Source organism: Desulfosalsimonas propionicica, from assembly GCF_013761005.1.
GTDB lineage: Bacteria > Desulfobacterota > Desulfobacteria > Desulfobacterales > Desulfosalsimonadaceae > Desulfosalsimonas > Desulfosalsimonas propionicica.
Window position 1 is genome coordinate 44,189 of sequence record NZ_JACDUS010000001.1, and the last position, 16,757, is coordinate 60,945.

General features: G+C 54.3%; 18 protein-coding genes. 10 read left to right on the forward strand and 8 right to left on the reverse strand.

The genetic code is table 11. From position 1 onward, the window contains the following. Positions 1-33 precede the first annotated feature (33 nt). From HNR65_RS18085 to HNR65_RS00245, 3 genes are all read left to right on the forward strand, one after another. On the forward strand, positions 34-438 hold the full coding sequence (locus HNR65_RS18085) for a twin-arginine translocase TatA/TatE family subunit (RefSeq protein WP_181549443.1): 405 nt from the start codon (positions 34-36) through the stop codon (positions 436-438). Beyond that, positions 431-1,213, forward strand: a complete 783-nt coding sequence (gene tatC / locus HNR65_RS00240) for a twin-arginine translocase subunit TatC (RefSeq protein WP_181549444.1) — start codon at positions 431-433, stop codon at positions 1,211-1,213. Before HNR65_RS18085 ends, tatC begins: the two co-directional genes overlap by 8 nt. Positions 1,214-1,367: 154 nt before the next feature. Next, entirely contained in the window at positions 1,368-1,820 is a 453-nt protein-coding gene (locus tag HNR65_RS00245; protein ID WP_181549445.1) for a cytochrome c3 family protein, read from the forward strand. Positions 1,821-1,917: 97 nt separating this feature from the next. Here the strand turns inward: HNR65_RS00245 and HNR65_RS00250 are convergent, their stop codons facing one another. The 5 genes from HNR65_RS00250 to HNR65_RS00265 form a co-directional block, all read right to left on the reverse strand. Further along, positions 1,918-3,381 (reverse strand): cobyrinic acid a,c-diamide synthase CobB, encoded by a 1,464-nt coding sequence (locus tag HNR65_RS00250; RefSeq protein WP_181549446.1) that lies wholly within the window; start codon positions 3,379-3,381, stop codon positions 1,918-1,920. Between the two features lie 100 nt (positions 3,382-3,481). Next, positions 3,482-3,727 carry a dissimilatory sulfite reductase D family protein gene (locus HNR65_RS17775; protein WP_220128229.1) on the reverse strand — a complete coding sequence of 82 codons (246 nt, stop codon included), beginning with the start codon at positions 3,725-3,727 and terminating at the stop codon, positions 3,482-3,484. Positions 3,728-3,847: 120 nt separating this feature from the next. Then, entirely contained in the window at positions 3,848-4,993 is a 1,146-nt protein-coding gene (dsrB, locus tag HNR65_RS00255; RefSeq protein ID WP_220128231.1) for a dissimilatory-type sulfite reductase subunit beta, read from the reverse strand. 15 nt (positions 4,994-5,008) lie between these two features. After that, positions 5,009-6,328 (reverse strand): dissimilatory-type sulfite reductase subunit alpha, encoded by a 1,320-nt coding sequence (gene dsrA, locus HNR65_RS00260; protein WP_181549447.1) that lies wholly within the window; start codon positions 6,326-6,328, stop codon positions 5,009-5,011. Positions 6,329-6,502: 174 nt separating this feature from the next. Next, a complete protein-coding gene (locus HNR65_RS00265) occupies positions 6,503-7,129 on the reverse strand; it encodes a tetratricopeptide repeat protein (RefSeq protein WP_181549448.1) in 627 nt (208 codons plus the stop codon). Between the two features lie 357 nt (positions 7,130-7,486). Between HNR65_RS00265 and dapA the strand changes: the two genes are divergently transcribed. Next, complete coding sequence (dapA, locus tag HNR65_RS00270; RefSeq protein WP_181549449.1) at positions 7,487-8,521, forward strand: 4-hydroxy-tetrahydrodipicolinate synthase; 1,035 nt, start codon at positions 7,487-7,489, stop codon at positions 8,519-8,521. Positions 8,522-8,612: 91 nt separating this feature from the next. Here dapA and HNR65_RS00275 read toward each other — a convergent pair whose 3' ends face one another. The 3 genes from HNR65_RS00275 to HNR65_RS00285 all read right to left on the reverse strand — a co-directional run bounded on the left by HNR65_RS00275 (position 8,613) and on the right by HNR65_RS00285 (position 11,090). Continuing rightward, positions 8,613-9,419: a YkgJ family cysteine cluster protein gene (locus HNR65_RS00275; RefSeq protein WP_181549450.1), complete on the reverse strand. Its 807-nt coding sequence runs from the start codon at positions 9,417-9,419 to the stop codon at positions 8,613-8,615. A 79-nt stretch (positions 9,420-9,498) separates the two neighbouring features. Beyond that, on the reverse strand, positions 9,499-10,314 hold the full coding sequence (locus tag HNR65_RS00280) for an SDR family NAD(P)-dependent oxidoreductase (protein WP_181549451.1): 816 nt from the start codon (positions 10,312-10,314) through the stop codon (positions 9,499-9,501). After that, the gene (locus tag HNR65_RS00285) at positions 10,305-11,090 is read right to left on the reverse strand and encodes a YkgJ family cysteine cluster protein (protein WP_181549452.1); all 786 of its coding nucleotides are present in this window, start codon (positions 11,088-11,090) and stop codon (positions 10,305-10,307) included. Before HNR65_RS00285 ends, HNR65_RS00280 begins: the two co-directional genes overlap by 10 nt. 251 nt (positions 11,091-11,341) lie before the next feature. Between HNR65_RS00285 and infC the strand changes: the two genes are divergently transcribed. The 6 genes from infC to HNR65_RS00315 all read left to right on the forward strand — a co-directional run bounded on the left by infC (position 11,342) and on the right by HNR65_RS00315 (position 16,661). Continuing rightward, positions 11,342-11,836, forward strand: a complete 495-nt coding sequence (gene infC / locus HNR65_RS00290; protein ID WP_332308989.1) for a translation initiation factor IF-3 — start codon at positions 11,342-11,344, stop codon at positions 11,834-11,836. 398 nt (positions 11,837-12,234) lie between these two features. Then, positions 12,235-12,432: a 50S ribosomal protein L35 gene (gene rpmI, locus HNR65_RS00295; RefSeq protein ID WP_181549453.1), complete on the forward strand. Its 198-nt coding sequence runs from the start codon at positions 12,235-12,237 to the stop codon at positions 12,430-12,432. Positions 12,433-12,458: 26 nt separating this feature from the next. Next, complete coding sequence (gene rplT, locus HNR65_RS00300; protein ID WP_181549454.1) at positions 12,459-12,809, forward strand: 50S ribosomal protein L20; 351 nt, start codon at positions 12,459-12,461, stop codon at positions 12,807-12,809. A 38-nt stretch (positions 12,810-12,847) separates the two neighbouring features. Beyond that, entirely contained in the window at positions 12,848-13,855 is a 1,008-nt protein-coding gene (pheS, locus tag HNR65_RS00305; protein WP_181549455.1) for a phenylalanine--tRNA ligase subunit alpha, read from the forward strand. A 1-nt stretch (position 13,856) separates the two neighbouring features. After that, positions 13,857-16,271 (forward strand): phenylalanine--tRNA ligase subunit beta, encoded by a 2,415-nt coding sequence (pheT, locus tag HNR65_RS00310; protein ID WP_181549456.1) that lies wholly within the window; start codon positions 13,857-13,859, stop codon positions 16,269-16,271. Between the two features lie 51 nt (positions 16,272-16,322). Then, on the forward strand, positions 16,323-16,661 hold the full coding sequence (locus tag HNR65_RS00315) for a MerR family transcriptional regulator (RefSeq protein WP_181549457.1): 339 nt from the start codon (positions 16,323-16,325) through the stop codon (positions 16,659-16,661). The last annotated feature ends 96 nt before the right edge of the window (positions 16,662-16,757 follow it).

The window sequence follows — 16,757 nt, forward strand, 5'->3', positions numbered from 1 at the left end:
GGAAGATCTTACTTTAACAAGGAGAACATTGCCATGTTCGGTATCGGCATGCCCGAACTGATCGTGATTTTAGCCGTGGCGCTGATTGTATTCGGCCCCAAAAAACTGCCGGATCTTGCCCGGTCCCTGGGAAAAGCGATCAATGAATTCAAAAACGCAACACAGGATTTGAAGGATTCGGTGGACAGCGAATTCAAAGATGTTAAAAAACCTTTCGAGGATGCGACCAAAGACGTCAGCCAAATAGAGAATCGACCCAGGCCTTCGGCAAATAACAGTTTTTCGCATGATTCTGAAAAAAAGGAACCTGTAACCGCAGACCCAAACAGCAAACCGTCTGACAGGGCACCGCAAGACGCAGATACCGGCGCATCTTCGTCCTCTTTTGACCCGGATGCCCAAACCCAGAGCCCAAAAAACGAACACGGCCATGGATGAAGAAGAAAAACTGCCCTTAACCGAGCATCTCGAGGAATTGCGAGACCGGCTGATCCGGTGTTTTATCGCCATATTCGCCGGTTTTGTCATCGCCTACGTTTTCAAGGAAAGGCTGTTTCAGATTTTGACCCGACCCTTGATCCGTGTCATGGAGCAGGGCGACACCCTGATTTTCACCGGGATTCCGGAAGCTTTTTTTACTTACCTGAAAGTGTCGCTGCTGGCAGGCCTGATGCTGGCCGCCCCTGTTGTAATCTATCAGTTCTGGATGTTTTTGGCCCCGGGCCTGTATAAAGAAGAGCGGCGGCTGATGATACCCATCGTGTTTGTCTCTGCCTTTTTTTTCATCGGCGGCGCCCTGTTTGGATATTTTCTGGTATTTCCCTTTGGGTTTAAATTCCTGCTCGGCTTTGCCTCTGAAACCATCCGGCCCCTGCCGTCCATGCGGGAATATTTGAGCTTTTCCGCAAAACTTTTGCTGGCCTTTGGGTTTGTTTTTGAACTGCCCATTGTCATCACGTTTATGGCCCGGCTGGGCCTGGTAAACGTGCCCTTTCTGAAAAAAAACCGGAAATACGCCCTGCTCATCTTTTTTGCCGGATCCGCCCTTCTGACACCTCCGGATGTTGTCACCCAGATTATGCTTGCCGCCCCCATGATGGTGCTTTATGAAATCAGCATTATGGGCGCCCGGGTTTTCGGCCGATCCCGCCAGGCAGAAGACCCGGAAGAGCAGAAGGATAAACACAAAACCGGCGGCAATAAAGATGCCTGATCCCGGGTTTCAGGCTTCATCAAATATAATTGACAGGCTTGCCAAATGCTGCTATAAAAAGACACCTGAAGAAAGAAAATTTAGCGGATTGTTATAGGTGAACGATTCCACACAAATATGCTTTTAACCAGTTTGGCGCAAGGAGGAGGACAGAATGAAAAAACGATTTGCGATCCTGACAGCAGCTGCATGCATGGTCGCGGTATTTCTGGCGGCTGGCCTTTATGCCGGCACCGGAGACAGCTGCCCGGATGTAATCACGATGGAAAATCAAGAAGCGTTTGACGAGCACCGCATGCCCATTGTCGAATTTGACCACGGCGCGCATCTCAAGGCCGATCCGGATGGATACGGTATCGGCTGCGGCGAATGCCACCATGATGAAAACGGCGAACCCCTGGCGGATCTGCAGGCCGGCGACGAGGTCCAGGGCTGCTTTGAATGCCACGATGGTACCGGTGCCGGCACCCCCAAGGATTTCATGGGCCCGCCGCCTGATGCAGAGGCCTTGAATTCCTACTATACCGCAATGCATGTCAACTGTGTGGGCTGCCACAAAGAGCAGGGCGGCCCCAAGGCATGCAACGAATGCCACGCAAGGGAATAGCAAAAGCAAGCGGTATAAAAGCGGTTTTTTGAAACAAGCCAGTAAAAAAAAAGCCTCGTAAAGCAAAGAATGTTGCTTTACGGGGCTTTTTGCTTCCTTATTTTTGCGCCTGATGCTGATAGTTTCTGGCAGCCTTTATAAAAGCAGGCGCCCAGCCCGGCATGCCCAGACAGTGAATATGGGTGTAGGTGGCAAGCACGTTTTTATAACATAACCCGTCTCTTTTGTTGACAATCCCCCGGCCTTTTTCCATGCAAAACACCATGTCCGATTCCCTGCCCGTAAATTCCAAAACCCGGGAGTAATGAAATTCATGACCCCGGATTCGCGTGCCTTCGGGAAAATACAAATTCGGTCCGTCCACATCCGCAATGGTGTAACCGTGTCCCTGGGGTCGCCCGGAGGAAAACCCGAAAACAAGGGGAAAAACACCAGTCATGGGATAGGTTTCGCCCTCCAGAACAAGAGATTGTCCAAGATACATAAGTCCGCCGCATTCGGCATAGATGGGCAGTCCACAATCCGCCGCAGCCTTGACCGCATTGCGGAAAGCAATGTTTTGAGCCAGCTGAAAGGCATGGGTTTCCGGAAATCCCCCGCCAATATAAAGACCATGGACATCGTGCAGACCCGAATCCGAAAGCGGACTTAAATTAACGATTTCCGCCCCCAAGGCATCAAGGGCCGCCAGGTTTTCCGGATAATAAAACTGGAAAGCCGAATCACGGATCACACCGATGCGCACATGATTCTTATCACACAACGCATCTGTTTCCCCTTGGTCCCCTGCGGAAAGGGAAATGGGGGCGCGGGCCTGCTGCCTGGCATTGCTGCCGCTTTCGGATGCAAAAGGGTTTTCCGCAGCCTTGCGGGCGGTCTCAACAACACGATCCAGATCCACATTGGATGAAACTGCATTTGCCACCGCCTCCACCGCCCCTGCTGCAAGGGCGTGCTCCGGGGTGGGTATCAGCCCCATGTGCCTTTCGGGAAAATCCTGGCCGGGGAGCTTGGGAATAGCCCCAAATACGGGAACATTGCAGCGAGATTCAATACTGCTGCGTAAAATCCGTTCATGACGGGCCCCTGCCACGCGGTTTAAAATCACGCCACAGATATTGACCATGGGATCAAAATGGAGGCAGCCCAGGATAATAGCGGCCATGGTGCGGGTGGTCTTGGTGCAGTCAACACACAGAATCACAGGTGTATTCAAAAGCTTGGCCAAAGAAGCCGTAGAGGTGGTCCCCTGGGCATCCAGGCCGTCGTAAAGACCCCGATTGCCTTCGATTACGGAAAGATCGGCATCAGCGGAATGCCTGGAAAAGGATGCTTTGACACAGACATCAGAAAAAAGGAAGGGATCCAGGTTGTGGCAGGTCCGGCCGGCGGCCAGAGCCAGCCAGCCTGCATCAATATAATCCGGGCCCTTTTTAAAGGGGGCAACAATGTAGCCCTGCCGGGCAAGGGCCGAAATCAAACCGATTGAAACAACGGTCTTGCCTGAGCCGCCCCGAAGGGCGGCAATCAGAACCCGGGAAATCTTTTGTGCCGGCTCCATCAAATGCTATCCAGCCCACCGGCAGGAACCATCAGGCTTGCTCAAAAAATCATAGCGAATTTCAAGTGCGGCCTGCCCAATGCCGCGTATTGCCATGGATTTACTCTTCATGCTCAGCGGCGGACTGCTTGCCCGCGCCTTTGAGACCATACATGGAAGTGCTGCCGCTTGACCAGAACACCAAAATGCCTTCTTCCACCATCTGGGTGACAATCTTTTTGGCTTCACGGGGCTTGGCGTCCATCATCTTGGCCAGGTCGCTGAAATAAAACTTGGACTTGGATTTGGATTTTTTCTCGATGCCATCAAGGACCTTTTGCTTGCATTCTTCGTAGTCCAGTGCCATTGGTCTGTTTCCTCATTGGTTGAATGAAATGCCGGGTTGCTGCGCATCCGCATTGGCTGATGCGCAGCAACACCTTTGTAGCCTCACCGCCTTTTCCAGCAGCTGGGTATCCTGTTTTTATTAAAACTTAAACTGCGAAGTCTGGCGCCAGGTGTAGTAAGCCGGATCACGGAAGTCATCAATGAGATGATGGGTGAATTCCAGCCCGGTTTTCTCAAAAAACCGTTCCCAGCCGATCCGCTCGGCCCACTCGCCCAGGCGCTCGTATTTGTTGGCGTCTGCTGCGTAGGTTTCAACGATCTTTTTGATGGTTTCCGCGGTTTTAGGCCAGCGGGGCGGTTCATTGGGAATAAACGCCACAGCCACCTTGGAGAACTTGGGCGCGGAAATCCGGTTGGACACCTTGCCGCCGACCATCAGCACGATGCCGTCGCCTTCCTTGTCGGCCAGGGGCAGACAAGGGCACATGGTGTAACAGTTGCCGCAGAACATGCAGCGGCTCTGGTTGACCTCGACACTGTTGACAGTCTTTCCGCCGACTTCCACCTTCTTTGGCTTAATGGCGGCAGTGGGGCACGAGGCGATTGCCAGAGGAATTTCACACATTTTGTCCAGATATTCATGGTCAACCATGGGCGGCTTGCGGTGATAGCCCAGGATGGCGATATCCGAGCAATGGACCGCGCCGCACATGTTCAGGCAGCAGGCCAGAGAAATCCGAAGATGGGCGGGCAGCCGCATGTTCTGGAAGTCCTCGAAGACCTCGTCCATGACCGACTTGACCGGACCCGATGCATCTGTTGCCGGTGTGTGGCAGTGAATCCAGCCCTGGGTGTGGATAATGTTGGTAATACCTGCGCCTGTGCCGCCTACGGGAAACTTGTAGGAACCGCCGGCAAACTTTCTGCCCTGCAGGTCATCGATCAACGGCTGGACCTTGTCCTTGCTGTCAACCATGAACTCAACGTTGTTACGGGTGGTCCAGCGCACATAACCGCCGCAGTGCTTGTCGGCAATTTCGCAGATTTCCCGGACAAGAGAAATACTCATAAGGCGGGCACCGCCCACGCGAACCGTGTATACCTCGTCGCCGGTTTCGGAAACATGCACAAGCACACCGGGCTGCAAAACTTCATGGTACAGCCACTTGCCCTTGTTGTTTTTGATGACCGGCGGATAAAACTCCTCGTAATTTCGCGGACCGATATCGGTAATCCGATCCTTCATCGGATTTTCGGGATCGTATCCTGAAGATATAAAAGCCATGCTCAACCCCCTTTGTTATCGCAGGTGATGTTTGCGGAATTCATTGATGTCGCGTTCCCAGCCGCCCTCGACTTCTTCTTCCTTCCAGAAGATGTACGGATTGTGCCGCGGTTCCTGTACATGCTGCGGAACCGGGTCAATGCCCGTGACTTCAAGCAATTTCTGGAAGCCCTGGCGCTTCATGAGCTCGCCGAGGCGCTCGCGATTCTTGCCCTCTTCCATCCACCAGTCCCAGATGGCTTCGATGACATCCTTGATTTCCTGGTAGTCGTTGTCCTTGTTGACTTCCACAAAGGGCACCAGCAGGGAACCCATCTGGGCGCCGTCAAGGATTGGTGCCTTGGCGCCGACCAGGATGGAACAGCCGGTCTGCTTGCCGGGACGCAGGGCGCGGGGCATAACGTTGATGCAGTGCATGCACCGGGTGCATTCCTTGTTGTCGATCTCCAGCTTGCCGTTTTCATACCACATGCATTTGGTCGGGCACAGGTCAATGACTTCCTTCTGGATATCGAACTTGCCCCAGTCACGGCCGGCATGAGCGCCGGCATTGGGCTTGAGCTCGCCTGCCACATAGGCCTTAACGGCTTCCTGGTCAATGCGGATATCGTCTTTCCAGGTACCGATAAAGGACATGTCCGCCCGGGCGATGGAGGCCACGCAGCAGTTGGGGCAGCCGTCGAACTTGAACTTGAACTTATAGGGGAAGGCCGGCCGATGCAGCTCATCCTGGTATTCCTGGGTCAGGTGGTTGCACAGATCCTGGGTGTCATAGCAGGCATATTCGCAGCGGGCTGCGCCGATGCAGTCTGCCGGGGTTCTCAGGTTGGAGCCGGAACCGCCCAGGTCCTGGTTGAGATTATGGGTCAGCTCAAAAAAGATTTCCTCGAGCTGCTTGGTGGTGGTTCCCAGGAAAATGATGTCGCCTGTGGAACCGTGCATGTTGGTGATGCCGGAACCTCTCATCTCCCACAGATCACAGAGCTGCTTGAGGTATTCAGTGGTGTAGAACTTGCCCGAGGGCTGGTTGACCCGAAGGGTGTGGAAATGCGCCACGCCCGGAAACTTTTCCGGCTGGTCGCAATAACGGCCGATAACACCGCCGCCATAGCCGAAAACACCCACGATTCCGCCGTGCTTCCAATGGGTTTCCCCGTCCTTGTAGGAAAGTTCAAGCACGCCCAGCAGGTCTTCGACGACATCCACAGGGATCTGATAGTTAATGTTGTTTGCATTCTTTGCCCTTGACTCAGCTTCCTGCTTCATGTCCGATACAAAACTCGGCCATGGTCCGCTCTCCAGCTGATCGAGCAAGGGGGTTTCATGTTTTGCCATTGTCATACCTCCCTTTCATTAAAATTAAGCCACGTGTCTATCCAGATATAAGACCCTTTTACTGCTTTCTTACATCATCCGTCCGTATCAACAACTATGGAATACAAAAGGTTCTTTTATAAAATGATTCAGCCCGCATTGTCAATAAAAAAGGGCGCTGCTTTGGATTTGTCTCTACACGGCGCGTGCGGTTTCAATCTCCCGGACAATCTCCGGAGCGACCTCATAACCAAGCTGTTGCGCCCGGTGGCAATGATGGGCGGCTTTTTCCGTATCTCCTTTTTCCAGATACGCAATGGCCAGGTTGTTGTGGGCCACGGCAAACGTTTCATCAATTTCTATGGCTTTTTGCCCTGCGGCAATGCTTTTGTCCACCTGGCCGTCAAAAAGATAGGCATTGGCCAGGGTGGCATAGGCCTGGATAAAATTGGAATTATACTTGATGGCCTTTTCCAGTGCGGAAATGGCCTCGTCAATTTTGCCCTTCTGCATCTGCACAAAACCGATATTGCCCCACCCTTCGGCAAACGCGGCCCGGACTTTCACACTTTGTTGATTGTAGGCCAGACATCCGTCAATATCACCGCGCTGCAGGCAAATACCGCCCAACTGCACGTAGGCTTCGGCAAAATTGGGACTGCACCGGATGGCCTCCTTGAATTCTTCTTCGGCCTCGTCGAATTTGCGCAGCCCCAGCAGGGCAGTGGCCAGATTGTAGTGGCTGTTGCTGCATTCCGGATTCGACATGATGGCAAAACGCTGTTCCTCGATATATTGATCCACTGTTTTTTCGGTCGTCATAAAACTCCCCTCTGAATTTGTATTTGAACGCTTCTGATTCTGACAACTCAGTGCGTTACATGCTTTCTTACAGCTGGAACCCTAGATAAACGTTGTCTGTTGAAACTTAAAGAAAGCCGGCACAGATTGTCAAGAAAAATCCCCGGCCCTTTGCTTTGGCCTCCAATACCGATTTTTTATTTGACAGGGGATTGCCAAATTCATAATAATAAAAATCATGTTAAACAATAACTACCTATAAATTATAAATATCACATCGTCCGGTGAACGCAGCGGCAATCCGGCGCACCACAAAGCCCGCCCTCGGATTTGCCCGGCAATGGGAATCGGTTCAGATGTGCCACAAGAGGAGGATTTATGCAGCCTGGATGTTATACCGCCCTGATCACGCCGTTTAAAAACAATGAAATTGATGAGGCGGGGCTGGAAAAACTGGTTTCCTTTCAACTGGCAAACGGCATTACCGGACTTCTGGCAGTGGGCACCACCGGTGAGAGCCCTACCCTGAACTGGAATGAACACATCAGCGTAATTGAACGCATTGCCGCCAAAACCCGGGACCGCTGTATCTGCATTGCCGGAACCGGCAGCAACAACACCGCCGAAACCCTGGAAGCCACGAAGCACGCAGTAAAATCCGGGTGCGAGGCCGTACTCCTTGTGGACCCTTATTACAACGGTCCCAGCTCGCTGGAAATCCGGCGGGAATACGTCGCGCCGGTGGCCGCGGCCTACCCGGACACCACCATAATCCCCTACATCATACCGGGCCGTACCGGCGCCCAGATGTTTGCAGAAGACCTTGCCATCCTTTATAAGGAGCATCCCAATGTCAGCTGCGTCAAGGAGGCCACCGGCAGCCTGGAGAACATGCGCCGGACCCGGCAGTGCTGCGGGGACACCTATCTGATTCTCTCCGGCGATGACGGCATCACCCATGACATGATGGCAGATAAAACCATCGCCGGCGACGGGGCGATCTCGGTGATGTCCAATATTGCCCCGGGCCCGGTAACGGAAATGATCAGCTCCCTTCTCGCCGGGGACACTGAAGCGGCGAAAATCCAGTTTGATGCCTTAAAACCCCTGTTTGACCTGGTTTCGGTGAAAACCACGGAAAAAACGCCCCACGGCGAGGTGGTCTGCCGGTCACGCAATCCGGTCCCGGTCAAGACCCTGATGCAAATCCTGGGGATGCCCGCAGGTCCCTGCCGCCGGCCCCTGGGAAAAATGACCCGGGCCGGGATGGACAGGGTGCTGGCAGCAGCTCGCCGGGTACACACGGAAAATCCCCATATCCTCCGGCCTGCGGCCGAGTTTTTCGGGGTGGACATCGACCAGCGGCTAAATGATCCGGGCATTCTGGCGGAATTGACCTACGAGACCTATTAAATTTGATGTACATCCCTTTTTTCTCCAGGGGCGGACCCATGGATCCGCCCCTGCATGTCCGGGGTTTGGGGTTTCAAACTGATTGTCTGATTCAGCTGCGTTTTCCGCGGGCCTCGGCGGCTTGCTGATTGATGGCAAACTCCTCACCCTCCTGAAACAGCACCCATTTGAGCCACCTGAAACTGAAATTTAACAGCTCCAGTTCATCAGACCGGATTTTTTCAACGGTTTGCGGATCCACTTCGTAGACATCCAAAAACGAGCTTTCAAAGACAAAGCGCCGGAACCGGTCGATGTCATAACTGGCCGTGAAAAACATGTTCTTGGTTTTCTGGGTCAGACGGATATTGGCGGGTATGGAGCGCTTCCGGACGATGAGTTCAGTCCACGGGGCATTGATGCGGTCATAAACATCCACGCCCTGATCACTTCGCCACTGGTCAACAGTCCACTCCGCATCCTCTTCAAAGCCCCTGCAGTGGGGCTCGTTAATAAAAAAATAAAAACCCTCGTCGGCTTCATCCTTATGGCTCAGGGAAGCCACGCCCAGAGGATAATAGCGGCAGGTGGTGGGCCGGTCCTCGTAGACAATGCATCCCTGGTCCTCCCGGACAAAGGGGCAAACCGGTTCTCCGGGCTGATCATCGAGCATGCGCAGGGTCACAACCGGCAAATCCGTTTTTTCCAGAAGCTGCGGAGTGGTGTAAATGGCCAGAAAGTCCTCTGAGCTCAACTCCAGGCGATTTTTCAACCGCACGATATCATAGGGGGTCAGCATGATGTTAATCCCCCGGCAGCACTTGGTAAAACAGGAAATCTCCGGGTGGCACCGGAAGTGAAACCGGCTGTTGGCGGTTAGTTTTACCGGCGGAATCCCGGCTTGTTCTTCGGTCTCCATTATTGCACTCCTTGTTTTAATAAAATATTTTTAAACTTTTTAACAGGCAGTACGCTTCATCTTGTCAAAACCCGACTTGCTATACCACACCCTCGGGCATGGGGGCCACGTGCTCGCCGCCCAGAACATAGCCGCCGTCCAGCCGGATCACCGAACCGGTCATATACGGCGCATCCTTTAATAAAAACAACACCGCACGGACCACGTCATCGGTGCGGCCGGTCCGGCCCAGCAGGGTATGGTCAATTATGGCCTGGTGCTGTTTTTCCGAAAGCAGCCCCCACCCCCGGGTCCCCTGGGCGTGGCGGGTTTGAAAAATGCCCAGCATCAGCTCATTGACGCGGACTTCGGGGGCACCCAGCCGGGCCCAGGTTTCAGTGAGCAGGGAAACGCCCCGGTTGGCCGCTGAATAGCCCTCGTTGAAAAGGTGGCTGGCCGGTCCGCTACGGCCCACCAGGCCGGCAATGGAGGAGAAATTGATCACGCAGCCGTTGCCGCTGTTTTTCAGGTGCGGCAGGGCGGCCTCAAAGACCCACTGTTTGGCCCGCAAAGTGGTGGCCATCTCCAGATCCCACTGCTGCTGTGTATAAGGGCCATGGACCACCGGCCATCCGCCGCGTTCAATATTGTTGATCAAAATGTCAATGCCGCCGAAATGTTCAGCCACCCGGTGAACAAACGGGGCAATGGCCGAAGTCTCCAGCAGGTTTACCCGTTGGATAAGATGGGGCGTGCCAATGGCGGCAAAGTCGCGCTGCATGGAATCCAGGGATTCCTCCCAGTCATACCAGGTCAGTCCCAGCCGCACCCCGTGCCGGGCCAAAGCCAGGCCCGCGGCCTTGCCAATGCCCTTGATGCCGCCGAGCACCAGGGCGGTTTTACCATCTAAGTCCATGGCATTTCACCCCCGGAATCCGAATCGGCGCCGGCGCTATACCCCTGGGCATGACACAGAATTTGCCCGGCGTATTGAAGAGCAAATTCCAGCAACTGGTCATCGTCCTGCCCGTCTATCGCCTCTGAGGGTATCCCGATACGGCGGCAGTCAGCGCCAACCGGACCGTAAAGCGCATGTCTGAAGGCATCCAGGTCATAGAGACTCATGAAAAGCTTTTCTCCCAGCTCTCCTTTCACCGGCCCCGGAAAATGCTGCTGCTTTACGGCAATCACCCCGATCATGGCATCATTTCCCTGATTGTAAGGCACCAGCCCCTGATCACGGATCCATTGCCGAACGGTAACCGGATGGCCCTGATCAAAACCCCGGCAGTGCGGCTCGCAAATCAGCACATAACTTTCGGCAAGCTGCCCGGTCTGCCTGGATCGCCGGAGCATTCTGGCCAGCGGGTACATCCGGCATGAGCCGGGGCGGTTTTCATATACCCGGCAGCCCTGGTCTGTCACAAAAGGGCATTTTTTCTCATCACCGGCGGCCGGTTTGAGCCCCACCACGGGAAGCCCGGTCTCCGGGCCGTCGTGAGAGATCGTATAGGCCCGAAGAAATTCACCCGTGGACATTTCCAGGTGCCGGGCCAGGCGCAGCACATCATAGGGCGTCAAAAACTGGTTGAGATCCCGGCAGCAGGCATTGAAACACGCAACATGGGGACCGCACATAAAATCAAAGGCTGCGTCGATATCTACGGGGCGGATCGTGTTTGACTCTTCCATAAAACCGGCCTTTCTTTTTGCTGAAATAAACGCCCCAACCATATGCATTTTCGCCTGCAGGATCAATGGATTTTTGATAAAAAACCCGGTCCTGTAACTATTTTTCCTTGCATCTTGAAATCAGTGTGTTATACATTTTTGCTCAAAATACACAGGCCGGGGCCTCCGGACCGCCGGCAGAAACAAGGGACAAACAGGTATATTTTTCAGGGAGGTGCCAAATAGCCAAGGCAAAGACCAACGACAAACGGGTGAACATCAACAGCGAAATCAAAGCCAGAGATGTGCGGTTAATCGATGCAGAAGGCAACCAGCTCGGAGTGCTGCCCATCTCCACCGCGCTTTCCACTGCGGAAAATGCCGGGCTTGACCTGGTGGAAATTTCCCCGAATGCAAACCCGCCGGTTTGCAAAATCATGGATTACGGGCGTTTCCGGTACCAGCAGGACAAAAAACAGCAGGAAGCCCGCAAAAAGCAGGCGGCCCTGCAGGTCAAAGAGATCAAGGTGCGACCCAAAACCGACACCCATGACCTGGATATCAAGCTGGGACACATAGAGAAATTCATCAGCAAGAAAAACAAGGTCAAGGTTACGGTCATGTTCCGGGGACGCGAGATCACAATGACCGAACGGGGTCGCTGGGTGCTTGAACAGGTTGCCGAAAGGGCAGCGGAGTTTGCCACAGTGGAACAGTACCCCAAAATGGAGGGCCGAACCATGACCATGCTTCTGGGCCCCAGATAAACAAAACAAGCCGGCTTTTTTTGAAAATCAGCGTTGGCAGCACCGTAAAAAGTCTGATTTCAAATGGTGCCGTAAAAAGTTCAAGATCAAGGCTTGCGCAATTTTGAAGAATGCAGCGTACTTAGCCGTACGTGAAATTCTGAGGAATTGCGCGTAACGCAGATATTGGACTTTTTACGGCACCATCAGCGTTGGCAGCCGCCCGTGTAGCTTCGTGCAGAACCCGGCAGATAAGCGAGGGGAAACGTGTTTCCCTCGCTTTATATTTTTTTATTGACTGGGCTGAAAAGATATTGCATATTTTGTTGTTTCTAAAATTTATGCATTGTTGCGGAACCATTTCTGCTTTAATGAAAATTTTTGTTTAAAATCGATGTTGTTTTTAAGGGAGAGCCATCATGCCGAAAATCAAAACCAACCGCGCGGCAGCCAAGCGGTTTAAGCGCACCGGTTCAGGCAAATACATGTTTGCCAAATCCCATGCCAGCCATATTCTGACCAAGAAAACCCGGAAACGCAAAAGAGCGCTCAGAAAACAGCAGGTTATGGATGCAACCAACCGCAAAGCCGTCAAGCGGATGCTTCCGTACGGATAACAAGGTGCAGGCAAAGGAGTTTCACCATGCGAGTCAAAAGAGGATATAAGGCGAGACAACGCCGTAAAAAAGTGCTGAAACTGGCCAAAGGATACCAGGGCGGCAGAAGCAAGCTGTACCGCACCGCTGCCGATGCCGTGGACAAGGCGCTCGTCTACGCGTATCGGGACCGCAAGGTCCGCAAACGGGATTTCCGACGCCTTTGGATTGTTCGAATCAATGCAGGCGCGCGCATGAACAATCTGTCATACAGCAAATTCATCAACGGACTCAAGCGTGCGGATATTGAACTGGACCGCAAAGTCCTGGCTGAACTGGCCGTATCTGATCCCTATGCGTTCTCCCAACTGGCGCAGACTGCTTCAGCCCAGCTTTAACCATGCGATCTGACGGAAAAAACCGCGGGTGATGCAGCGTGAACGCCTCCATCGAAGAGATCCGAGAACAAGCCCTGTCTGAGCTTCAGGCCGCCAAAGATGCCGATGCAGTCCAGACCCTGTCGGTTGCCTACCTGGGCCGCAAGGGACGGGTAACAGCATTTTTGCGCAATATTTCCAGCCTGCCCGCAGAGCAGCGGCCCGCTGCCGGTAAAAGGGCCAATGAAGTCAAAAAAGAGCTGGAAGCCGCTTTTTCCGATGCACTTGAAAAACTGACCGCATCCGGGGAAGATGACCGGGCGGCCATTGATGTATCGCTTCCCGGCCGGCCCTCGCCCGTGGGCAGTCTGCACCCGATCACCCGGATAACCCGGACCATCGCACGGATTTTTGAGCGCATGGGATTCGGCATCGCCGAAGGCCCGGAAGTAGAAGCGGATTACTACAATTTCGAGGCGCTCAATATCCCGCCGAATCATCCGGCCCGGGACATGCAGGACACATTTTATGTTTCGGACAATGTGGTTTTGCGCACCCACACCTCTCCCATCCAGGTCCGGTATATGGAAGCCCACCAGCCGCCGGTGCGCATTATTGCCCCGGGCAAGGTATACCGGTGTGACTCGGACCTGACCCACACGCCGATGTTCCACCAGGTGGAAGGACTCCTGGTGGATGAGCAGGTCTGTTTCGGGGATTTGAAAGGCATTTTAACCGCATTTGTCCACCAGATTTTTGATCCGGATATCCGGGTGCGTTTCCGGCCCAGTTTTTTCCCATTCACCGAACCCAGCGCCGAGGTCGACATTCAGTGCGTGATCTGCCGGGGAACGGGTTGCAAGGTCTGCTCGGATACCGGATGGCTCGAAGTGCTGGGATGCGGAATGGTACATCCGGCCGTGTTTGAAAACGTCGGCTATGACACCAGCCGGTATTCAGGATTTGCCTTCGGCATGGGCGTGGAGCGCATCGCCATGCTCAAGTATGGCATCAACGACATCCGCATGTTTTTTGAAAACGATATCCGTTTTTTGAGGCAGTTTTGAAATGAAGGTCAGCCTGGAGTGGTTACAGCAATATGTAGATATTGATATCAGCGAAAACGCCCTTGCAGACCGGCTGACCATGGCGGGCCTGGAAGTGGAGGCTGTTGTCCGGCCCCATTCCCATCTCGACGGCGTTGTTGTGGGAAAAATTATCGAGGTCCGGCCGCATCCGGATGCAGACAGGCTTTCCTGCTGCCGGCTGGACGCGGGATCACAAACCCTGGAAATCGTTTGCGGGGCCCCCAATGCCGCCGCCGGGATGTACGTGCCCTGCGCCACGGTGGGAACAATCCTGCCCTCTGGAATGGAAATCAAGAAAACCCGCATCCGCGGTCAGACCTCCGAGGGGATGCTCTGCAGCCAGAGCGAACTGGGCCTGGGCGAAGATGCCTCCGGGCTGATGAACCTTGGGGCGGAACATGCTGCCGGCACGCCCGTTGCCTGGGCCCTTGGCCTGGAAGACACGGTTTTTGAAATCGGCCTGACGCCCAACCGGCCCGATTGCCTCAGCCATATTGGTGTTGCCCGTGAAATCGCCGCGCTGCTCGGGAAAAAAGTGCATCTGCCCGAAATCCCCTTCCTGCCGGTATCCGGCGATATTGCCCAGCAGACTTCCGTGACCATTGAAAACCCGGAACTCTGCCCCAGATACGCGGCCCGGCTGGTATCGGATATCACTGTGGGGCCTTCCCCGCAATGGCTCCGTCGCAGGCTGCGGGCCGTGGGTTTAAAGCCCATCAACAATATCGTGGATATCACCAACTACGTGATGATGGAAACCGGCCAGCCCCTGCATGGATTTGACTTTGACCGGCTTGCAGAAAAACGCATCGTTGTGCGCACCCCGGATACGGAAACCGAATTTACAACACTTGATGAAAAATCCCGGCCGCTTGACGCCGATACCCTGCTGATCTGCGACGGGAAAAAACCCGTGGCCATTGCCGGGGTCATGGGCGGGGAAAACTCAGAAATTCTGGAGACCACAAGCCGGGTGCTTATTGAAAGCGCCTTCTTTGACCCGGTTTCCATCCGCAAAACCGCCAAGCGGCTCGGCATCTCAACGGATGCTTCATACCGGTTTGAGCGGGGCGTGGATCCGGACGGCACCGTGTACGCCATCCAGCGCGCTGCCGTGCTCATGGCCGAACTCGGCGGCGGCCAACTGATCGGCTCCTATATAGATGAACACCCCCGGCCGCCGGCCAAATCCCCCATCCGGCTGAGCATCCGCCGGACAAACCAGCATCTGGGAACCGGGCTGAGCCAGGCTGAAATCACGGACCTGCTGCAAAGCGCGGCTTTTGAAATTCAAACCGTGGATGCGGACCAGCTTGCAGTCACGGCGCCTTCCTATCGGGTGGATGTCTTCCGGCCCGAAGACCTCATGGAGGAAGTAGCGCGGCTCTGGGGCTACAACCGCATTGCCACCACATTTCCCGGAATCACCGCCCAGGCCGAGGCGCCCGGAAAGTCCCTGAGAGTCCGTGAACAAATACGCGACCGTATGGAAGGATTCGGGTTTCATGAAACCATTCACTATAGTTTTATCAGTCATAGCGCGGCCGATCACATGCTGCTGCCCGAAGACGATCCCAGACGCCGGACAGAGCCTGTTTTAAATCCATTGACCGAAGATCAGTCCGTTATGCGGACCAGCCTGCTCCCGGCTCTGCTGGAAACCGTGCAGAAAAACATCTTCCGCCAGGAAAAAACACTGAAGCTCTTTGAACAGGGCAAGGCTTTTTATCACACACAACCCGGCGCCCTTCCCCGGGAAATTGAAATGCTGGCCGCCTTGTGGACGGGATTGCAAAAACCCCTGACCTGGCACACCAAACCGATTGAAACCGATTTCTATGACCTAAAGGGCGTGGCCGAGGCTCTGCTGGCCGCCCTGGGCATAGCAGACGGGGATTTTTCAGCACTGCCCGCATCAGCCTGCAGCTATACCCAGCCGGGACAAACCGCCCAGATTCGCTGCAAAGACACTTTCCTCGGAATCATCGGGGAAATCCGGCCTGCTGTCCTGGAAAAATTTGATATCCGCCAGCCGGTCTTCGCCCTTGAACTTCACATGGAAGCCCTGGTGCCGATTGTTCCCGAAGCCACCCAATTTGTTGCGGTGCCGAAATTTCCGGCCGTTACCCGGGACATTACGATCATTGTCGACCAGGACGTGGAAGGCAGACAAATCCTCGATCATCTTCGGGAGGCGGAAACCCAATGGCTTGAAGACGTATTTTTGTTTGACGTCTACTCCGGACCGCCCATTGCCGAGGGGCACAAAAGCCTGTCAGTGCGGCTTGTATACCGCTCAACGACCCGGACGCTGGAAGACGCCCAGGTCAATGAACTGCACCGGAGCATCACCCAAAGCCTGCTGACGGCCTTTAATGCAGCGCTTCCGGCGTAAACCGGTGCGAACCCGCTAACGACCCCCTAACCGGTGGCGGAAGGTTTTTTCGTGGCTTCCCAGGCTCCTATACCCGACAAGCTCTATTACCGGATCAAGGAGGTTACCGAGATCACGGGCCTGGCCGCTTACGTGCTGCGGTTCTGGGAGTCGGAATTTTCCGCCATCCGACCCAGGCGCAGCGAATCCGGCCAGCGGCTTTACCGCAGAAGCGATATTGAGGCCATCCTGGAGATCAAGCATCTGTTGTATGAAAAAAAATTCACCATCGAAGGGGCCCGCAAGCACCTCAAGAAGCGGGGTTCACATCGATCCCGGAATGCACAGGATCCGCTGATAGAGCAAATTCGTGCAGAGCTCCGCTCCATTCGGAACATGCTTGACGAATAAATCCCTTCTTCCCTCCCCTTTGCCCCCGGACCGGACCCAAAACCGTGCCGGTTTCGGACACAAAACTGTTTTTCACCAATTCTCCGAAGGTTGTAC

Bases quoted from the DNA above. Each gene is read 5' to 3' on its own strand.
- HNR65_RS18085 (WP_181549443.1), top strand. From the start codon at position 34: ATGTTCGGTATCGGCATGCCCGAACTGATCGTGATTTTAGCCGTGGCG.
- tatC (WP_181549444.1), top strand. From the start codon at position 431: ATGGATGAAGAAGAAAAACTGCCCTTAACCGAGCATCTCGAGGAATTG.
- HNR65_RS00245 (WP_181549445.1), top strand. From the start codon at position 1,368: ATGAAAAAACGATTTGCGATCCTGACAGCAGCTGCATGCATGGTCGCG.
- HNR65_RS00250 (WP_181549446.1), bottom strand. From the start codon at position 3,381: ATGGAGCCGGCACAAAAGATTTCCCGGGTTCTGATTGCCGCCCTTCGG.
- HNR65_RS17775 (WP_220128229.1), bottom strand. From the start codon at position 3,727: ATGGCACTGGACTACGAAGAATGCAAGCAAAAGGTCCTTGATGGCATC.
- dsrB (WP_220128231.1), bottom strand. From the start codon at position 4,993: ATGGCTTTTATATCTTCAGGATACGATCCCGAAAATCCGATGAAGGAT.
- dsrA (WP_181549447.1), bottom strand. From the start codon at position 6,328: ATGGCAAAACATGAAACCCCCTTGCTCGATCAGCTGGAGAGCGGACCA.
- HNR65_RS00265 (WP_181549448.1), bottom strand. From the start codon at position 7,129: ATGACGACCGAAAAAACAGTGGATCAATATATCGAGGAACAGCGTTTT.
- dapA (WP_181549449.1), top strand. From the start codon at position 7,487: ATGCAGCCTGGATGTTATACCGCCCTGATCACGCCGTTTAAAAACAAT.
- HNR65_RS00275 (WP_181549450.1), bottom strand. From the start codon at position 9,419: ATGGAGACCGAAGAACAAGCCGGGATTCCGCCGGTAAAACTAACCGCC.
- HNR65_RS00280 (WP_181549451.1), bottom strand. From the start codon at position 10,314: ATGGACTTAGATGGTAAAACCGCCCTGGTGCTCGGCGGCATCAAGGGC.
- HNR65_RS00285 (WP_181549452.1), bottom strand. From the start codon at position 11,090: ATGGAAGAGTCAAACACGATCCGCCCCGTAGATATCGACGCAGCCTTT.
- rpmI (WP_181549453.1), top strand. From the start codon at position 12,235: ATGCCGAAAATCAAAACCAACCGCGCGGCAGCCAAGCGGTTTAAGCGC.
- rplT (WP_181549454.1), top strand. From the start codon at position 12,459: ATGCGAGTCAAAAGAGGATATAAGGCGAGACAACGCCGTAAAAAAGTG.
- pheT (WP_181549456.1), top strand. From the start codon at position 13,857: ATGAAGGTCAGCCTGGAGTGGTTACAGCAATATGTAGATATTGATATC.